Source organism: Photobacterium rosenbergii (assembly GCF_033022775.1).
GTDB classification, from domain to species: domain Bacteria; phylum Pseudomonadota; class Gammaproteobacteria; order Enterobacterales; family Vibrionaceae; genus Photobacterium; species Photobacterium rosenbergii_A.
In genome coordinates, this window is record NZ_JAWJZI010000014.1 from 79506 (window position 1) to 97628 (window position 18123).

Consider the following 18123-nt stretch of genomic DNA (forward strand, 5'->3'; position numbering starts at 1 on the left):
ATGTTGGATAACTTAACAGTAAATGGAAAGCGTGAATCAGCCATTGTTGACTGTTCCCCCATTCACCTTAGGTGGCTTGTTACATTCACCCAATCACATTTTACTCTGAAGGTTATCAACAAAGATAAAACAGTATATGTCACGGAACAGTATAGCAACGAAAGTTGCTATACTATTCAGGATATTACGCTTCAGAAAAACAGTAAATATGTGGTTGAAATAACGGTTCATAGTGAGGACGGTCGAAAAGAACGACTATGTAGTTATTTTATTACCGGAAACTTGGGGCAATTTAAAGCCAAATGGGTGACGAAACAAACCCCTTGGGTTGATGATCAACAGTATTATGACGATCGTCGAAACCTGGTCATTAAAAAGTCACTGCATGTCTCTGACGCTACCGAAGAGGCATACATTAATATTGTTGGTCTGGGATATTACAATCTTTATATCAACGGTAACAAAGTTTCTAATTACGAGCTTAATAACGATTGGACAAATTACAGCAAGATTGTTTATTACGATACGTTTGACATTCTTGCCTACCTCAAGCAAGGCGAGAACGAGATCCTTGTTGAACTGGCCAATGGTTGGTATCACCCGGCCCCCGTCACCCTGTTTGGTAAATACAATTTACGAAACAACCTAACAACGGGCCAGCCAATGCTGTTGGCGGAGGTTATTGTTCGCGAGCAAGAACATGAGCATACCTTTGCTACGGATGAGAGCTGGGTTGTTGCAGAGGGGCCATACCTATTTAACAATATGTATTTAGGCGAGGTGATCGATTTTCGTTTGATTAACCGCGATGGTGGCAAGATAGAGTTACTTGATACCGAGTGGGTTAATGTGGTCGAAACCACCGGCCCAGAAGGGGTATTGAAACCAAGCTTTATCGACAAAATCACCAGAAGTCGTGAGTTGACCCCGGCCGAAGTATACTCGCTTGAACCGACGCGGCATATCATCGATTTTGGCGAGATGGTCAGCGGATTTATCGATGCTTCTTTCACTGGCAAGGATGGCCTGGTTGTTGAGTTTCTTTACAGTGAAGAAATTAACGCCGACAAGACGTTAAACACCGATTCAACTTTGGCCGGCTTCGTCGGAAAAGAAGTCGCGGAAAATGTCATTGTTCCGGGAGGAGAGGGGGCACCCGCTCGCGCAGAGCAGCGTGACCGTTGTATCTGCCGAGATGGCGTGATGAGCTTTAGCAATCAGTTCACCTATCATTCGTTTCGCTATGTAGAAGTCACGGGGCTGACGCTAGCGCAGTTAAACCATGTCAAGGCGGTTTACGCCCATACCTCGTTGAACGATGTGGGGCATTTCCATTGTTCCGACAATGACCTGAATTATTTGTATCAGGTCGCGAAAACCACAAAACTCAATAACATTCACTCAGTTATCGAGGATTGTGCCCGGGAGCGACTCGCTTACGGCGGTGATATGGTTGCGCTTGCCAATTCGCAAGCAATGATGTTCGACTCTGCTAACCTGTACGAAAAAACCATCGACGATTTCATTGCCGACAGAATGGATAACGGCGGCTTTCCGGAAACCGCCCCTTTTATGGGGATCCAGACTAAAGGCACTGGTGAAGGAGCCGGTCCCCTTGGTTGGCAGTTGGCTGTGCCTTACTTACTGAAAACTCATTATCGATACTATGGTAATATCGAACTAGTGAAGCGTGTTTTCCCATATCTAGAAGCGCAGTTGACTCACATCAAAATATTGAATGCTGATGATATTGCCGATTTCTGCCTGGGCGATTGGGGCAGTAAAATTGCGGATCAAGATAATGTTAAGTGGGGCTCGCCAGCTTTAAGCTTTACAGCGGCATGTTTTTATTATTACCACTTGAATCTTCTGACTGAGTTTGCAGCAATACTGGGTCTTGCCGATAAGCGAGCAGATTACCAGCAACAGGCAGACTCAGTTAAATCTGGCCTGGTGGAAAAATACCGTAATGATGATGGCAGTTATGCTGACAAGAGCCAAACAAGCTATGTGTTTGCTCTCTACTTTGAGTTGGAAAGCGATCATCAGCAGCTGGTGGCATCATTGGACAAACTGGTTAGATCGGCTGGCTACGATGTTGAGTGTGGCATTTTTGGCCAGAGCTTTTTCTACACTCTGGCCCATAAATACGATTTTAACCATCTTGTGCAGCCGTGGCTGAATAATGCGTTGGGTTTGAAGCATATGCTTGATGATGGCAATGGTGCGCTGAAGGAGTTCTTTGGTGACAACTTCAATGGCTCCTGCAATCACGCGATGTTTAGCTCATATATCTCATGGTTTTATAATGGCCTGGCTGGGATTGCTGTCTGCGACGATGCCTGTGGTGCAGATAAGGTGGTGGTGAAACCGTATTTGGCCAGCAATATAGCAGAGGTAAAAGCCAGTTACCTGTCCGCGAGTGGTAAGGTGGGATGCCAGTGGTTACAAAATAGCGGTATTACCCATTTGTCTGTTCAAGTACCAGCTGGGGTAAAAGAATGTACATTGATTTTAGACAGGAAATATTTGTCTACTATATCACCGGAAAATATCAAGTACTTAGATGAAAAACACGTTCATATCGACATAACTGGTATTAATGAGTTGAACCTAGAGTTAAATACTGATTTAGTTAGCGCAGAAGAGTGTTGTTGATATAAGGCAAAACATGTTGGATGCGCAAGTGCATGATAAATTAATATCATACACTGACAAAGAACTAGAGCTTCTAGAGAGAAATCCTGATTTTAAACCTACATTTACTAAACGTTTAAAAAAAGAGTTTTTTCGAGACGAGCATATTTTTATTGTTAAGCAAACCCGGTTTATTGATATCCCTCTGCATTCGCATGAATACATAGAACTGGTTTATGTTTATCAAGGTAAAATGCGCCAAGTGGTAAATGGGAAAACAATTGAGCAAAATCAGGGTGAGATACTGCTGTTAAACCAGTTTGCTCAACACGAGGTAGAGGCGGCGACAGAAGACGATATAATAATTAATTTTATTATTGAGCCTGAGTTTATCGGCCGCCTCATTTCGCTTTTTGATAATGAAAATCTCATTACTGAGTTTATCTTAGCTTCTATTAATGGTAAGAATCGGCTTGGTGAGCATATTCACTTTAAGGTGGGTAATTGTGAGGAGTTACAACAATCAGTACTAAAGATAATTAACGAGATCTATAGTGAAAATATACTTAGACAAATGAGAGTGAATTTTCTTGTTGGATTGTTAATTACAGAGCTACTGGCTAATATTGAATCAAGTGACTACTATGTTAGCGTAAACTATACTGAATCTCTGGCCCTGATGGTACTTAAGTACATTGATGAAAATTATCAGAATGCCAGTTTGAAGGTTATCTCGGATCAGTTAAACCAACCCAACTATAAAGTGAGCCGGTTGCTTAAAAAGTTTACGGGTAAAACTTTTAGTGAAATTTTGTTGGAAAAAAGATTAGAGCGAGCAATATATTTGCTTAAATATACGGATTATTCAATCATCGATATTATTAATATGACTGGATATGAAAATGCATCGCATTTTTATCGTGTATTTAAAGAAAAGTACAATGTAAGTATCAAAGAATATAGAGATAATATAAGGTTCGTAAAAGCACCTTATTCAATAGAATCGGAAGACTAGTTACATCATTGTTGTCTCATTTAGCTCTTGCTCGGTTGGGTAAGAGCTTTTTTTGTGCAATTTGTTTTATATTTTTTTGGGGTTATAGACTGTGATCTATATCGCCATGGCAATATTCGACACTATTTTGTACAACAATCGTTATAAAAATCACTCCGTGGATCTAAGACAATGCAATTGTTGGATATGAAAAGAGAGAAACAGGATTGTTCACACCCTGTATCCAACAAATAAAGATTTACGTATTTTTGCTTATTTTAATGGCACTGAATAGATTTTAATAGCTGGTAATTAGCTATTTTGTACTTTCATCTGTTTACGATGTCTTAACATCCTGTGCATAAGCAACTATTCCGTAAAGATATAATCAAAGACGGAGTATAATAAATGAAACAAACGAGTTTAGTGGTGGCAATTTCTGCTGCTCTTATGGCTACGGCTTCTGCCCCTACATTTGCAGATGATAGCTTTACTTTTAATGGCTATGCTATGGTAGCCTCTGATTTTCAGGCAGAAACTGGCAAAGCTAAAAACCTCGCATTTCATATTGACCCTACAGGGCCGAACCAAGACCCGCGTGGTAAAATGGGTGACATGGCCAATAGCTATTGGCACGATATGTTCACAGCCATCGCAATGAACAAACGTTGGAACGATGTTGCCGAGGAAGGGCAGTGGGCGGATCTTACTTTCGAACTTGTGGGTTACGGTGATAAATCCGTCGAGGCGCAGCAGTTGTTTGCTCGTTATGGTGGTTTGGATTTCCTACCGGAAGATGCAACTGTCTGGGCTGGTCGTCGATACACCGGTGAGCGCATTCGTATCTTTGCCTACAACATCCGTGAGCTAAATGCCGATGCAGGTTTTGGTTATAACAGCGACAATTTTGACTTCACCATTGGTTATAACCAAGACGATATGTCAGGTTGGTCTGGTGAAGATCAGCTGTTTAAGACAGCAGAACCCTCTCGGGCGCTCGGGGACTTTGCCTACCGCATCGGCCAGTTCGAACTTGGGGCGACTTACGTAAAAGAACTCGAAGACAAAACTACTGAGCTTGGTGTTCCTCAACCTCACAATGGCACCAAGCGCGATGCAATTAGTGCCTTTGCCAAATATAAGTTTGGTTCTTATGCTGGTTTAGATGGCAACTCGACCTTTATCGTTCAGGCGGGTAAAGGTGTGATCGCACCGTACTTGAACACTAACCGTATCACGGTATTAAGTGAAGAAGACGACAAATCTATGCGTGCTTCTTACTACGGGATGATCAACCAGTTTGACGGCTTTACGATTGAGCCGGCGCTGGTGTATGAATATACCGACCGTGCAGAAGATCGTAAGGTTACTGAATTAAGGGATCTTAACCCAATGCTGCCTGGAAAAACGTTTGAATACGGTAGCGAAACTGAGCAAAAAGTGTTTGCTGGGGTCAATGTATACCAACCAGTAACGAACCATATTTCAATGCAGTATGAAGCAATTTACGCTCATATGACCAACCGAAATGGTGTTGATGGTGCTGATGGCGGCATGTATAAAATCGCGGCCGGCCCTTCAATCCAGCTCAAAACACTACCATGGGTAGCGCCAATTACTAACTTCAGCGTAGCCTACGCAGGTGGTGATCAAGTAATCACAGACCTTGATGTTGACAATGAATGGCGCGTTGGTTTCCGTATGGAAGCTTTCTTCTAACTGAACTAGCTTATGGAGACTTTCGCTAATCGGAGGTCTCCATTTTGTTCTTCTATACACATCTCAACGAAGAAAATCGTTTACAAGGGACAGTACAATGAAAAAAATTCTGTTGTTATCTGCTTTGATTATGGGTTCCTCCGTAGCGCTTGCTGCACCTTCCGATAGCATTGAAATGCAAGTAGAAATGTCGGTGCCACCCATTCGTCTGAATGCTGATTTTGTCTACGCGGAAACCTACAATAACATGGGGCGTCCGATCAAATTGTCAATGGATGTTATCCAGCCGTTCTCGCCAGAACCTCTACCTGCCGTATTGTTTGTAACTGGTGGTGGTTTTATGGATGCACCGAAAACGAAATTTATCGGTCAGCGTGTAGATATGGCTCGGGCGGGTTATGTGGTGGCCAGTATCGATTACCGAGTCGTACCAATGGTAACCTTCCCTGGGATGCTGGAAGATATTAAATCTGCGGTGCGTTACATGCGTGCTAACGCGAAAAAGTTTGGTATTGACCCAGACCGAATTGCTATTATGGGTGAGTCTGCAGGTGGGTACTTAGCCGCAATAGCTGCAACCACCAACGGTATGAAAGAGTTTGACAAAGGTGCCAACCTTGATCAAAGCAGTGATGTCCAGGCTGCGATTGACCTGTATGGTCTTTCAGATCTGACTCGAGTCGGAGCTGATTATTCCGCAGAACGTCAGAAAACGCATGAGTCGCCAGCTATTCCAGAGGCGATGTTGGTCAACGGCATTCCTTTCCAGGCGGGCGGCTCAATCTTGAGTGACCTTGACAAGGCAGCTTATGCAAACCCAATTACTCATATCTCCAAAAATACTCCCCCATTTTTGTTGATGCACGGAGATGCGGATCCTATTGTTTCACCAAGCCAAACCAAAATATTGCATGATGCACTCGTAGATAAAGGCATTGATTCAACTCGCTACGTTATTAAAGGGGCTGATCATGCCGGCTTCCTTTGGTATCAGCCAGAAATCATGGATACCATCATTGAGTTTCTGGATGAGAACCTGAAATAGACGTATGTGCTATCTGATAGGGCGGTTTGAATCCTTGCCGCCCTGCAAGTGTTAAATTTAGAGTGAAGTCCACTTACTTTTCATTCGCCGATATTAAGCCTAGTACTTAATATCGGCTTTTTTGGCATTTGGCGAAGCCGAACACTTTGATATTCAAAGGCCATTTAGATGGTTATTTTTTGTAATGAGTAGCCCTGAATTATAGGATGCCCATTATAATAGATTCGCTTTTTACTGGTGATTAAAGAATGTTAAGGTGAAAAAACTATACTTTTTGAGAATTAAGTCACACTTTTATATAGTGTTTGAAATATATGGTGTAACCGGTTCCATTTTTCTGTATATTATAATAAAACAAACCAATAGACTATTAAGGTAAACGAAATGACCAAAATTCTTTTATGCTGTGCAGCTGGCATGTCAACAAGTATGGTTGTTAAAAAGATGCAGCAAGCTGCTGTGAGTAAAAATATTGAAGTTGAAATTAATGCCGTTGGTCTTGATGAATTTGATGCCAACTTGTCTAAATATGATTGCTTTTTGTTAGGTCCTCAGATTAAATATAAGCTTAATGAATTCAAATCTAAAGCTGACAGTGTAGAAAAGCCAATTGCCGTTATTAATCAGATGGATTACGGTATGATGAAAGGCGATAAAATTCTGGATGAAGCATTGGCAATGCTAGGGTAATTTCTTTTTTTTATAGTGTAACCGGTTCCATTAATATGCCACTCATTGGATGGTAAGTATATCGGCATAGAGGGATCACTAATGCCGATATGCTCTTTGGTTGATGAAAATATATTTTTTCATCAAAAATAGAACCGGTTACATTATGGTTGTACATCCTATTCTATGTTTTCTTATGTATAACCATATCAATTATTTTACAGTCATTATGCTATGAAAAGAATATTAATATGTTGTTCAGCAGGGATGTCTGCTCGCATGGTTGTTAATAAAATGAAGTTTGCTGCAGATATAATGGATGTAAATGTGGTTATAACATCAGTAGCAATGTCTGAATTTGAAAGCTACGTTTATAAATATGATTGTTTTTTACTCGGTCCGCAAGTTAAACATAAATTTACAGATTTCAAGGTTATTACTGAATCAGCTGGAAAACCGATAGAAGTCGTAAATTCTATGGACTACGGTATGATGAACGGAAAGAAAATATTAAATGATGCACTGCATCTAATAATGTAGCTTTACTAATAAAAATTTTCTATTTTACATCTAATTTAATTTATGGGAGAGAATGATGGATCTCGAATCTACTGTAATGGAACTGATCATCAATGCGGGTGAATCTAAGAGTCTGGCGATGCAAGCACTGATGAGCGCCAAGCAGGGCCAGTGGGATGAAGTTGATGACCTTCTGACCCAGTCTACCGAAGCGGCAAAACGTGCACATGGCGTTCAGACAGAACTGATTGGTCTGGATGAGGGTCAAGGAAAAGTTCCGGTCAACCTGGTAATGGTACATGCGCAAGACCACATTATGACATCAATGCTGGCACGCGAGTTAATTGAGGAATTGATTAATATCCACCGTAATCTTCAATCATAAACCCGTCTAAGCTGAGGCATTGAATTATTTAATCCTTGGCTTGCTCAACAGTAAGAGATTGTCACAATGAATAATGCATTTCCGAAAAATTTTCTATGGGGCGGTGCCGTTGCTGCCCACCAGGTAGAAGGTGGGTGGAACAGAGACGGCAAAGGGCCGAGTGTTGTTGATGTGTTGAGTGGTGGTGCAGTCGATAAAGACCGTATTATCACTGACGGTGTTAAAAGCGATACATTTTATCCAAACCATGAAGCTATAGATTTTCATGGTAATTTTAAAGAGGATATCGCCCTTTTCGCCGAAATGGGTTTTAAGTGCTTTAGGACTTCAATTGCATGGACGCGGATTTTTCCCCAGGGCGATGAAATCGAGCCGAATGAGTTTGGGCTTCAGTTCTACGACGATTTGTTCGATGAGCTGCTTAAATATGGTATTGAGCCTGTAATCACCTTGTCCCACTTCGAAATGCCAAATCACCTAGTTAAAGAGTATGGTGGTTGGCGTAGCCGCAAGGTCATCGATTTCTTTGTCCATTATGCTGAAACTGTGATGAAGCGGTATAAAGGAAAAGTTAAGTATTGGATGACCTTCAACGAGATCAATAACCAAAAGAATTACAGTTACCCGCTGTTTGGTTATACCTGTTCCGGTGTTGTATTCAATGATGATGACAAGCCGGAACAAACGATGTATCAAGTAGTACACCACCAATTGGTGGCAAGCGCGAAAGTCGTTAAACTCGGTCACCAAATCAATCCAGCCTTTAAGATTGGGTGCATGATTGGCTTTATTCCAATTTACCCATATTCGTGTGCCCCTGACGATATCTTATTCGCTAACCAATCAATGCGTGATCGCTTCTTGTTCAGTGATGTCCATATGCGCGGCGAGTACCCGTCTTACATTGAGGCCGAGTGGGCTGCCAAAGGCTACCATATCGAAATGGATCCAAGCGATAAGCAGACCTTGAAGGAAGGCTGCTGTGACTACGTTGGCCTAAGCTACTATATGTCGGTTGCCGTTTCGGCGACCAATAAAGGTGAAAGCAAAGGCCTAACAGGGTTCCCTGGCAGCTTACCTAACCCGCATGTGAAAGCGTCGGATTGGGGATGGCAGATTGACCCGGTAGGTCTACGTTACTCGCTGAATATGCTTCATGAACGTTACCAAAAGCCGTTGTTCATTGTAGAAAATGGCTTTGGGGCGGTAGATACCGTCGAAGCAGATGGCAGTATCAACGATGACTATCGTATTGGTTATTTGGAAGCTCATATCCGCGAGATGAAGAAAGCGGTTGTCGAAGATGGTGTTGATCTTATCGGCTATACTCCGTGGGGTTGCATCGACTGTGTTTCGTTCACCACCGGTGAATATAAGAAACGATATGGCTTTATCTATGTTAACAAGCACGATGACGGCAGTGGCGATATGTCACGCTCGAAGAAGAAGAGCTTTGACTGGTACAAAGGTATCATCGAGAGTAATGGTGAAAGCATGTAAACAATAAGGTTAGGCTGACTGGGAATAAAATGAAGCCAGTAATGGTTCTAACTATACTGGTTGGCCTACTGACCACTCGCCACGGCTAAGTCGATACTTTATAATTCTGTTTACTAAGTGATTTGTATAGTTTCTAGCGACCCTATCAACAGTGTCGCTAGTTTTCGATTATAACCGGCAGTATTGTCGGCAATACCATGTGTTAATGATTGATTGGGTGAAGTGAATAAATGAGTACCATTGTTGATGTTTGTAAATTGGCTGGGGTATCTAAAGCGACCGTATCTCGGGTGATCAATGGCAATGGGCCGGTTAAAGAGTCGACTCGGCATACTGTTTATTCAGCGATGGAGCAGCTGGGCTACAGGCCGAATACGGTTGCACGAGCATTAGCAACCAATGAAACCAGCACCTTGGGCTTCGTTGTCTCTGATTTTAACGGCATCCACTTTGGATTGCTGCTCAAGCAAGCATCGGCAAGTACAGAGGCGGCAAACAAGCAGCTTTTGGTGACTGATGGGCATAACGATCCTGACAAAGAATATGAAGCCATTCGCAAAATAGAAGGCAGTTGCGATGCCATTGTCCTCTATAGCCGGACGCCAACGGATGCTCATATCAATCAGTTAGCTAAACAGTTGACCGTGCCGCTTGTTGTGATGAACAGGCTTGCACCCAATCCACTTTGCCACGTTATTGCTTTTGACCAACAGGGCGCCGTTGAAATGATGGTGGATTATTTGGTCAGCTGTGGCCACAGTAAAATTGCATGTATCACCGGGACTCTAAATAACCCTACCGGGCAGGCTCGACTTGCGGGCTATAAGAATTCATTATTAGCCCACGGAATGGCCTTTGATCAAGAACTTGTTGTATACGGTGAATACTTTATAGAAAGTGGCTACAGAGCATGTAAAGAGCTCATAGACAAAGGTGTAGACTTTACAGCTATGGTGGCCTTTAACGATCATATGGCGTTCGGAGCTTTGAAGGCGCTGTCTGAGGTGGGTATTTCGGTTCCTGAGCAAGTTTCGATTATTGGTATTGATGATGACCCAACCTCCAGTTTTTCTTCTCCTACCTTGACAACGGTCGAGCTGCCTATAGAAAAAATGACAAAACACGCAATTGAATTGGCGTTGGCACTCACCAAAGACAAAAAAACACCTAGTTTTCATTTGTACACGGGGAGATTGATCAAGCGAGAGTCAGTTATTCCATGTGCCGATGACATCTAATGATCTAACAATATGATTTATTTGAAATCAACAGAATTTTTTGCCCGTTCAGATCTCCCTATAACGACTGAGCTAAGAGCGCCTCAGGACTCTTTCCCTGAGCATGCGCATGCGTTTGAAGAGCTTATGGTGGTGTCTGGTGGCAGTGGTACGCATGTTATTAATGATGTTCCTATGAACCTATCTAAAAACTTCATCTGTTTTGTGAACAGAAATGATAGGCACCTGTTTGAAAATGTTGATAATTTGCACCTAAGTAATGTTCTATTTGATCCTGCAAAACTGTCAGTTGACTCTGCGATAAAAAAATATATCCCAACTCGTCAATCTGAAGAGAGCAGCGGATGGTTTATTAATGATAGTTGCAGTCAACATGTGAATCAGATCATTGCGCGGTTGGATAGTGAGTCACATTCAAACACGGCAGAATCGAAAATAATATGTCAATCATTATTTAATTTGTTGCTCGTGGAATTATCTCGAGGAAGAGTTAAGGATATTTCACAAGGGAGTGATGAAGAGAAAGTAATTTCTTTGCTGGCATATTTACACTCTCATTATGCAGAATCGAACACATTGGAAGAATTGGCATATAAAGCAAAAATATCCCCTAAACTACTGACTAAAAACCTAAAAATACTAACTGGTATGAGTTACAATCGCTGTCTGAACTATATACGATTAAGCAAATCTTTAGAAGCACTACGTTATAGTGAGAAGAGCATTACTGAGATTGCTTATGATGTTGGATATCATGATAGTAACTATTTCTCTACCAAGTTTAAGCAGCTTTTTAATACTACTCCCAGAGATGTTAGGCTTGGGGTAAGTGTGATATTGACGAGTCAATAAAGTTATATTTGTGACTAAATAAAAAATGGAAAAATGTAAATTTAGCAAGGGTGATGCTGTCGTTGTCAAACATGGCGTTACGGACCCAGATTTTGGGATTGATATCCAAGGCTGGATTGGTACTATAGAAAGTAGAACTGCACATAATAGATATAAAATTCGGTGGAAGAAAAAAACGCTAAAGCAAGTGGGGTGGCTTGAAACTACCTGCAATGAAATGGGCTTGGATTTCGAATCTATGTACCTGTTGGAAAATGATATCGAATGTTACCGGAAGGTAACAAGGGGCCGTCTTCTTAATGGTCTCATCAACTTATTTAACATTAAAATAGCAACCTCGAAATAGTAGCTTATTGCGAGAACATTGATTGAATCTGAAGCATTAAGTCTAACATATTTCCATCTAATATATCCTTTCCCCTATATTTTATCTGTGGCGATTTATGAGTGTTTTTCTGTATATAACTGAACGCTCATGTTGTGAAATGATCGACGCCAGAATAACCGGTATCAGCCAGGAGCAATGTATTGCTCAAAACGGAACTTACGAACACATCAATTGAAGAGAGTGTTTATTTTCTGGGCCGGTGATGATAGGGCTTTCAGCCACATTAACGTTTTCTTTCGATTTCAAAAAATTGAAATGTCGAACAATACCTGCAATTAAGTAGCAATGTTCTTTGCTCAAGAAACACTGCGTTAGAAAAATCAGAGATTGCTTTTTTATACAGGTACTCATTGTCAGCGTTGTTGGTTGAGACCTAAGCTTGGTTGTAATGGCTGAAGTTGCATAATAGCACCTACTCTTGGAACTTATAGTTCTGTTTTTTTAAAGCTAGATAGAACGTTACGATTATTCGACAGATATCAACTCTGATAATAAGGTGGAGGTATCAGCAGCCTATTTGGCTTGCTAGAAAATACTGGATGCGTTTCATCTGGAAAATGTCTATCAAGGTACTTAAATGAAAGAAGGCCAACTCACTGTGTGAGTTGGCCTTCTTTATCGGGGCAATTAAACTGCCCACACGTATTCCGGAGGTAATTGGACTGCGATTACATCGACTTTTTGTATAGCTCGATCACTTGCTCACGCGTCATTGGGTGCGGGTTACCACCGGCACATGGGTCAGCCATCGCATCGTCAACCCAGCTTAGGATGTCTTCCTCCGTTACGCCCAGCTCACCGAAGCCCGCTGGAATGCCGACGCGGCGGTTGAGCTCGTTCAGCGCATCAATAGCGGCAACGCTGGCTTCTTCTTGACTCATTGCCGACGTATCAACACCCATCGCAGCCGCAACTTGAGCAAATTTCTCAACGCGGTAAGGGCGGTTAAACTCGCACACAATCGGCAGCAAGATAGCGTTACAGACACCGTGCGGCAGATCTTTATGCGCGCCGGCAGGGTGGGCCATGGCATGCACCATACCCAGGCCAGCACTGTTGAATGACAGGCCGGCAACGAACTGGCCGTAAGCCATCATTTCACGGGCAGAGACATCAGTACCGTCGTCCACTGCTTTAGGTAAGCTCTCGGCGATCATTTTGATCGACTGCAGTGAAATGAAGTCGGTCAGTGGGTGAGCACCGACAGAAACGAAGGATTCAACCGCGTGAGTTAGCGCATCGATACCTGTTGCTGCCGTAGTCGGGGCAGGAATGCCTAGCATCACACTTGGATCGTTTACCGAAACATCCGGGATGATTTTGTCCGAGATGATGACATGTTTAACATGGGTGGCCGTGTCAGTGATCACTGCGTTGCTGGTTACCTCAGCAGCCGTGCCGGCTGTGGTGTTGATGGCGTACAGCGGGGCACCAAGCTGTTTTACCTTCTCAACACCGTTGTAGGCTGAAATCGGTGTCGGGTTGGCAGACAGGATTTTGATGGCTTTTGCTGTGTCGATCGAGCTACCGCCACCAAAGCCGATGATGTACTTGGCATCAGCAGATTGGTACATCTCAAGGGCATTATTTACCGTGTTGGTGTCAGGATTAGGGCGAACATCTTTAAATAGCGTCAGGTTCAGGGCGCTGTCGAGTAATTTTGACGCAAAGCCTAATTCAACCAGCATTGGGTCACAGATCAGCAGGCCAGACTCAGAGCCGTGTTCTGCTGCCAGACGCTCTACCAGTGCTTCGATTGCACCCACGCCAGAGTAGTTGATTTTAGGAAATGCTAGCTTAAATACACTCATCATTATTCCTCATAGGTTAAATTCGCGTTTTAGGATATCCATATTTTCTTTGCTAACCCCTTCTGGCTCGAATCCGGCAGCGGTACACATCATATACAGCTTGGCGCCTTTGTTAGCGACGTCGATGTAGTCGAAGGCTTCCAGGACATCGGCACCTGATGCGGTGGCACCGTGTTTTTCCCAGATAGCAACGTCATTAGCCAGGAGGGCCTCAGTAGTGCGGTCAGCCAATTCTTCAGACGATGGCAGGCAGTATGGGATCATGCCGATGCCGCGCGGAACAAAGGCGCGAACTTCTGGCAACATCTTCCAGCAAGTGTGGGTGAACAGTTCACTGCTCTTAGCAATGTCAGAGTGGTGAGATAGAGCGATAAGCTCAAGTGGGTGAGTATGCACTACCGACTTGTGGTTAGCGCCAGCCTTTTGTTTCGCAACCAGAATTTTGATGTGGCTGATAAATTCTGAGGTTGGGGCAAAATCGTCACTGGCTTTACCCCCCCAAAGGATTTGATAGCCGTTGGCCTGGGCGTTGATACGTAGTACACAGCCCGCGTATTGTGGATCACGCAGTTCGCGAATGCGCTGGCCGGTGCCTTTCACGTAGTAAATACGGCCAGCACTTTCCATTGGCAGTTGCAGTGGCAGTGTTTTTTCTGGACTGTCGATGGTGCCCACAGCACCAAAGATGTCGGTCAGGTCAACAGAGATGTTACCGCCGTTGCGCTCGGCCCATTCACGTTGCCAAAGGTACTGTGAGACTTCGCTAACTTTTTCAATTTCAGCTTTAACTGCGTTATTTAATTCGATCATTTGATTTTCAGCCTGGTATATTGCATTAGGTTGTTGCCGGATAAGCAACGGGCACTTAGGAGCGTTGCTTCGCTGCTCATCCGGCGAACATTGGGGGAGGGAATTAACGTGTTGCGTTAATGGTTGCTTCGTAGTCTTTAACGTCTTTCATCCAGTCAAAGCCAACTGGTACTTCGTTTTGTAGGCAGAAGTAATCCCATACCGCAGCCCAAGGCAGTGAGTGGCATTCTTCCATCAGACCCAGACGGGTGGTGTAGTCAAATGATTCTTCGGCCGCTTTTAGCTCGGCAGTTGGTTCCAGCAGGGCTTTCAGCAGGGCTTTTTGCGCGTTGCGGGTACCAATAACCCATGCCGCGATGCGGTTGATTGATGCGTCGAAGAAGTCCAGGCCGATAGAGACACGGTCTAGCAGGTCGTTACGTACGATTTCACGCATGATCGCCTGAGTTTCGTCGTCGAATGATACAACGTGGTCAGAGTCCCAACGTACTGGACGGGTAACGTGCAGTTGCAGGTCATTGACGTACAGAGAACAAGCACTGATCTTGTCGCTGATCACTTCAGTTGGGTGGAAGTGGCCAGCATCTAGACATAGTGCTGTGTTACGGGTTGCCGCGTAAGACAGGTAGAATTCGTTGCTGCCCACGGTGAACGCTTCTGCGCCAATACCGAATAACTTACATTCCACGGCATCTTTGTGGTAGGCACCGTCGATCTTTTCTTCCAGCGCCTTGTCCAGTGATTCCATCAGGCGCTTACGTGGGCTTAGACGGTCAACCGGCTGGTCTTTCATACCGTCTGGGATCCAGATGTTCATGAAAGAGGTGCTGCCCAGCTCACGGCCGAAGTATTCAGAAACCTTACGAGAGGCTTTGACGTGGTCGATCCAGAATTGACGGATCTCGTCATTCGGATGCGACAGGGTCAGGCCGTCATCTGCTTTCGGGTGTGAGAAAAGAGTCGGGTTGAAATCCAGCCCCAGGTCGTTTTGCTTCGCCCACTCTACCCAGCGGCTGAAGTGCTCAGGTTTGATCTGGTCACGCTCAACGTGCTTGTCGCTATCGATGTAGATAGCGTGCAGGTTAACGCGCTTTTTACCTGGGATCAGCGAGAATGCTTTGTCCATGTCGGCACGCAGTTGGTCAGGCGTGGTCGCCGCGCCAGGGTAGTTACCAGTGGTTTGAATACCACCGCTCAGTTCTAGCTCTGGAGACTCGAAGCCTTTTACGTCGTCGCCCTGCCAACAGTGGATAGACACAGGTGTTGTTTTCAGCATTTCAATAGCTTTGTCGGTATCAACACCGTATTTTTCAAAGACACTTTTCGCTTGCTGATAAGCAGTTGTGATTTGGTCGTTAGTCATCTTGTTTACCTATTTAGTGATCTGTTGGTAAAGGGATTTGGCTTGCTCCAGTCCGTCAATTTGACGTGGAGTGAAATACTTAACTTCGGAAGACGCATCAATAATTTGCCGCGCTTCGCCGAGTGAGGTAATGACATCAGAGGCAATAAACTGATTGACGACATTACCCAGCGCCGAGGCTTCAGTTGGCTCAGTCGAGACCATAATCTGACAAACATCGGCAACTAGCTGATTGAGAAACTGGTCTTGTGTGCCACCGCCAACGATGCGAAGTTCGTCAAACTGCTTACCGGTAACTTCGGCCAGCTGAGTCAGTACGTCTGCGTAGGCAAGTGTCAGGCTGTCGTAGATACAGCGAATCACTTCTGACAGGTTTTGCGGCCCGGTCAGTTCGCGCTTGTTGAACCATTCCTTGAAGGCTGCAGTCATCGAACTTGGATTGAGGAAATCATTGTCGTTAGGATTAACGATGTATTTAAACGGTTCTGCGTGGCGTGCCAGCATGGCAATATCGCTGAATTCCAGTGATGGGTTTTCCGCTTTTACCCGTTGGATAAGCCATAGGCCCATGATGTTCTTCAGCACCCGGTAGCGGCCATCAACTCCACCTTCGTTGGTCAGGTTGTATTGATAGGCCTGCTCGCCGGTGTAAGGCTGTTCGCTTTCGATACCCAGTAGCGACCAAGTGCCCGAGCTCAGGTAAGCCATGTTGTTACCGGAAATCGGCGTTGCGGCAACAGCAGAAGCGGTATCGTGGCTTGCAACCGAGCAAACCGGGATCTCAATGTCGCCGTGGCGGTATTGGCCAATAATGCGGTTTGGCATCTCCGCTGGCAGGAACCACTCTTTTTTGGCGCCACAGGCATCAATAAGCTGTTGGTTCCAGGTCTTCTCCTGACAGTTAAGCAGCTGACTGGTTGAGGCATTGGTGTATTCACAATGCTTCACGCCGCTTAGCTTGTAGTTAAGGTAATCAGGGACAAACAGTAGTGTGTCGATGTCCGCAAACCACGCCGGTTGCTGATCGGCAATCGCCTTCAGTTGATAGAGTGTATTGAAGGTCAGGAACTGGATACCGGTGATTTTGTACACATCGGTCAGGCTCAGCTGATTGTCAGTGAGCAGTTTGTCCATCACGCCTTCGGTACGCGTATCGCGGTAGCTAACATATTCGCCAAGGTTATTACCTTCCTTGTCGAGTAGGACAAAATCCACGCCCCAGGTATCAATACCCAGTGAGGTGATCTCTATACCGGTGGCGTTCACTTTATCGATGCCGGTTTTGATTTCTGTCAGGATTGAGTCGAGATCCCAGCAGGATTCCTTCCCACGCATTACCTGCTGATTTTTAAAGCGGTGGAATTCTTCGAGCTCAATTTTTTTATCTTTCAGATAACCGACCATGACGCGTCCACTTGACGCTCCAAGGTCTATTGCAATCACAGCTTTCATCGTGGTTAATACCTCTCTTTCTATGGAACTATTAAAAACGTTTTCGTCTGCGATTAACTTCAATTTTTCTCCTCTTATCGCTGGAATTGGGCTTTTTTTTCAAGAAAACGGTGAAAAGGTTTAAATTATTAGAGGTGACCGCATAAACCAGCTGGTGGTTAAGCCGACGGCGTTGTTTCACGAACATCGTCGCTAAAATGACTGACCGCGAGCAGAAACCTTACGTCTATAGCGATCATGGCTCGTTGGTGTCACTGAGCCGTTTCTCAACCGTGGGTAGCCTAATGGGTAACCTGACCAAAGGCTCGATGATGGTTGAAGGCCGTATTGCCCGCGTACTGAGTCCTAATTTGAAGCTGCACTAAGAAAAGTTCGGTTACGGGCCGATGAAGGAGAACAACGATGTTTCTGATGTTCGATGTGTTTGGTACCAAGATGTCTGTACAACAAAAAGATGGCTTTTGGTTACTCTACAAAGAGTCAGATACCGCGATGCGTGCCCGTATCTATGATGTGGTTATTCCACCAGAGCTTGATGAAGCGGATTTGGCGACCTACTTGGCAGATATCTACCATGAGAATGCCAGTGCCAATCATCCGGATGTACGACGTTGCTAAGCTATTAGCTAAAGATATGTCGTCAAACAATAAAACCGCCACAGATGGCTAACTCCTATCAATTAAGATGTTTGGAGCGAACCACATAGCGGGTTTTACTGATACGAACGGTCCTTGATTTGG

At 44.2% G+C, this 18123-nt stretch carries 15 protein-coding genes and 1 pseudogene; 12 read left to right on the forward strand and 4 right to left on the reverse strand.

Annotated features, from left to right (window positions below):
* From R2X38_RS21675 to R2X38_RS21720, 10 genes are all read left to right on the forward strand, one after another.
* The gene (locus R2X38_RS21675) at nucleotides 1–2658 is read left to right on the forward strand and encodes a family 78 glycoside hydrolase catalytic domain (RefSeq protein ID WP_317524434.1); all 2658 of its coding nucleotides are present in this window, start codon (nucleotides 1–3) and stop codon (nucleotides 2656–2658) included.
* Between the two features lie 13 nt (nucleotides 2659–2671).
* A complete protein-coding gene (locus R2X38_RS21680) occupies nucleotides 2672–3652 on the forward strand; it encodes an AraC family transcriptional regulator (protein ID WP_317524435.1) in 981 nt (326 codons plus the stop codon).
* Between the two features lie 387 nt (nucleotides 3653–4039).
* Nucleotides 4040–5350 (forward strand): carbohydrate porin, encoded by a 1311-nt coding sequence (locus tag R2X38_RS21685; protein ID WP_317524436.1) that lies wholly within the window; start codon nucleotides 4040–4042, stop codon nucleotides 5348–5350.
* Nucleotides 5351–5447: 97 nt separating this feature from the next.
* Nucleotides 5448–6395, forward strand: a complete 948-nt coding sequence (locus R2X38_RS21690) for an alpha/beta hydrolase (protein WP_317524438.1) — start codon at nucleotides 5448–5450, stop codon at nucleotides 6393–6395.
* Between the two features lie 384 nt (nucleotides 6396–6779).
* A complete protein-coding gene (locus tag R2X38_RS21695) occupies nucleotides 6780–7085 on the forward strand; it encodes a PTS sugar transporter subunit IIB (protein WP_317524439.1) in 306 nt (101 codons plus the stop codon).
* A gap of 213 nt (nucleotides 7086–7298) precedes the next feature.
* Nucleotides 7299–7604, forward strand: coding sequence for a PTS sugar transporter subunit IIB (locus R2X38_RS21700; protein WP_317524440.1), 306 nt, complete (start codon nucleotides 7299–7301; stop codon nucleotides 7602–7604).
* Nucleotides 7605–7659: 55 nt separating this feature from the next.
* Nucleotides 7660–7968 carry a PTS lactose/cellobiose transporter subunit IIA gene (locus R2X38_RS21705; protein WP_411185720.1) on the forward strand — a complete coding sequence of 103 codons (309 nt, stop codon included), beginning with the start codon at nucleotides 7660–7662 and terminating at the stop codon, nucleotides 7966–7968.
* 66 nt (nucleotides 7969–8034) lie between these two features.
* Entirely contained in the window at nucleotides 8035–9468 is a 1434-nt protein-coding gene (locus R2X38_RS21710; protein ID WP_317524442.1) for a 6-phospho-beta-glucosidase, read from the forward strand.
* 230 nt (nucleotides 9469–9698) lie between these two features.
* Entirely contained in the window at nucleotides 9699–10706 is a 1008-nt protein-coding gene (locus tag R2X38_RS21715) for a LacI family DNA-binding transcriptional regulator (protein ID WP_317524443.1), read from the forward strand.
* A 12-nt stretch (nucleotides 10707–10718) separates the two neighbouring features.
* Nucleotides 10719–11558 carry a helix-turn-helix domain-containing protein gene (locus R2X38_RS21720; protein WP_317524444.1) on the forward strand — a complete coding sequence of 280 codons (840 nt, stop codon included), beginning with the start codon at nucleotides 10719–10721 and terminating at the stop codon, nucleotides 11556–11558.
* Nucleotides 11559–12614: 1056 nt separating this feature from the next.
* On the opposite strand, the gene R2X38_RS21725 is transcribed toward R2X38_RS21720, so the two are convergent.
* From R2X38_RS21725 to rhaB, 4 genes are all read right to left on the reverse strand, one after another.
* Nucleotides 12615–13757, reverse strand: a complete 1143-nt coding sequence (locus R2X38_RS21725; RefSeq protein ID WP_317524445.1) for an iron-containing alcohol dehydrogenase — start codon at nucleotides 13755–13757, stop codon at nucleotides 12615–12617.
* A 9-nt stretch (nucleotides 13758–13766) separates the two neighbouring features.
* Nucleotides 13767–14567 carry a rhamnulose-1-phosphate aldolase gene (gene rhaD, locus R2X38_RS21730; RefSeq protein WP_317524446.1) on the reverse strand — a complete coding sequence of 267 codons (801 nt, stop codon included), beginning with the start codon at nucleotides 14565–14567 and terminating at the stop codon, nucleotides 13767–13769.
* Nucleotides 14568–14670: 103 nt separating this feature from the next.
* The gene (locus R2X38_RS21735) at nucleotides 14671–15930 is read right to left on the reverse strand and encodes an L-rhamnose isomerase (RefSeq protein ID WP_317524447.1); all 1260 of its coding nucleotides are present in this window, start codon (nucleotides 15928–15930) and stop codon (nucleotides 14671–14673) included.
* A gap of 9 nt (nucleotides 15931–15939) precedes the next feature.
* Nucleotides 15940–17382 (reverse strand): rhamnulokinase, encoded by a 1443-nt coding sequence (gene rhaB / locus R2X38_RS21740; protein WP_317524449.1) that lies wholly within the window; start codon nucleotides 17380–17382, stop codon nucleotides 15940–15942.
* A 176-nt stretch (nucleotides 17383–17558) separates the two neighbouring features.
* On the opposite strand from rhaB, the pseudogene R2X38_RS21745 reads away from it, so the two are divergent.
* Nucleotides 17559–17723, forward strand: a pseudogene (locus R2X38_RS21745) (FAD-dependent oxidoreductase); the annotation flags it as partial.
* Nucleotides 17724–17784: 61 nt separating this feature from the next.
* Nucleotides 17785–18000 carry a hypothetical protein gene (locus R2X38_RS21750; protein ID WP_317524450.1) on the forward strand — a complete coding sequence of 72 codons (216 nt, stop codon included), beginning with the start codon at nucleotides 17785–17787 and terminating at the stop codon, nucleotides 17998–18000.
* Nucleotides 18001–18123: the final 123 nt, after the last annotated feature.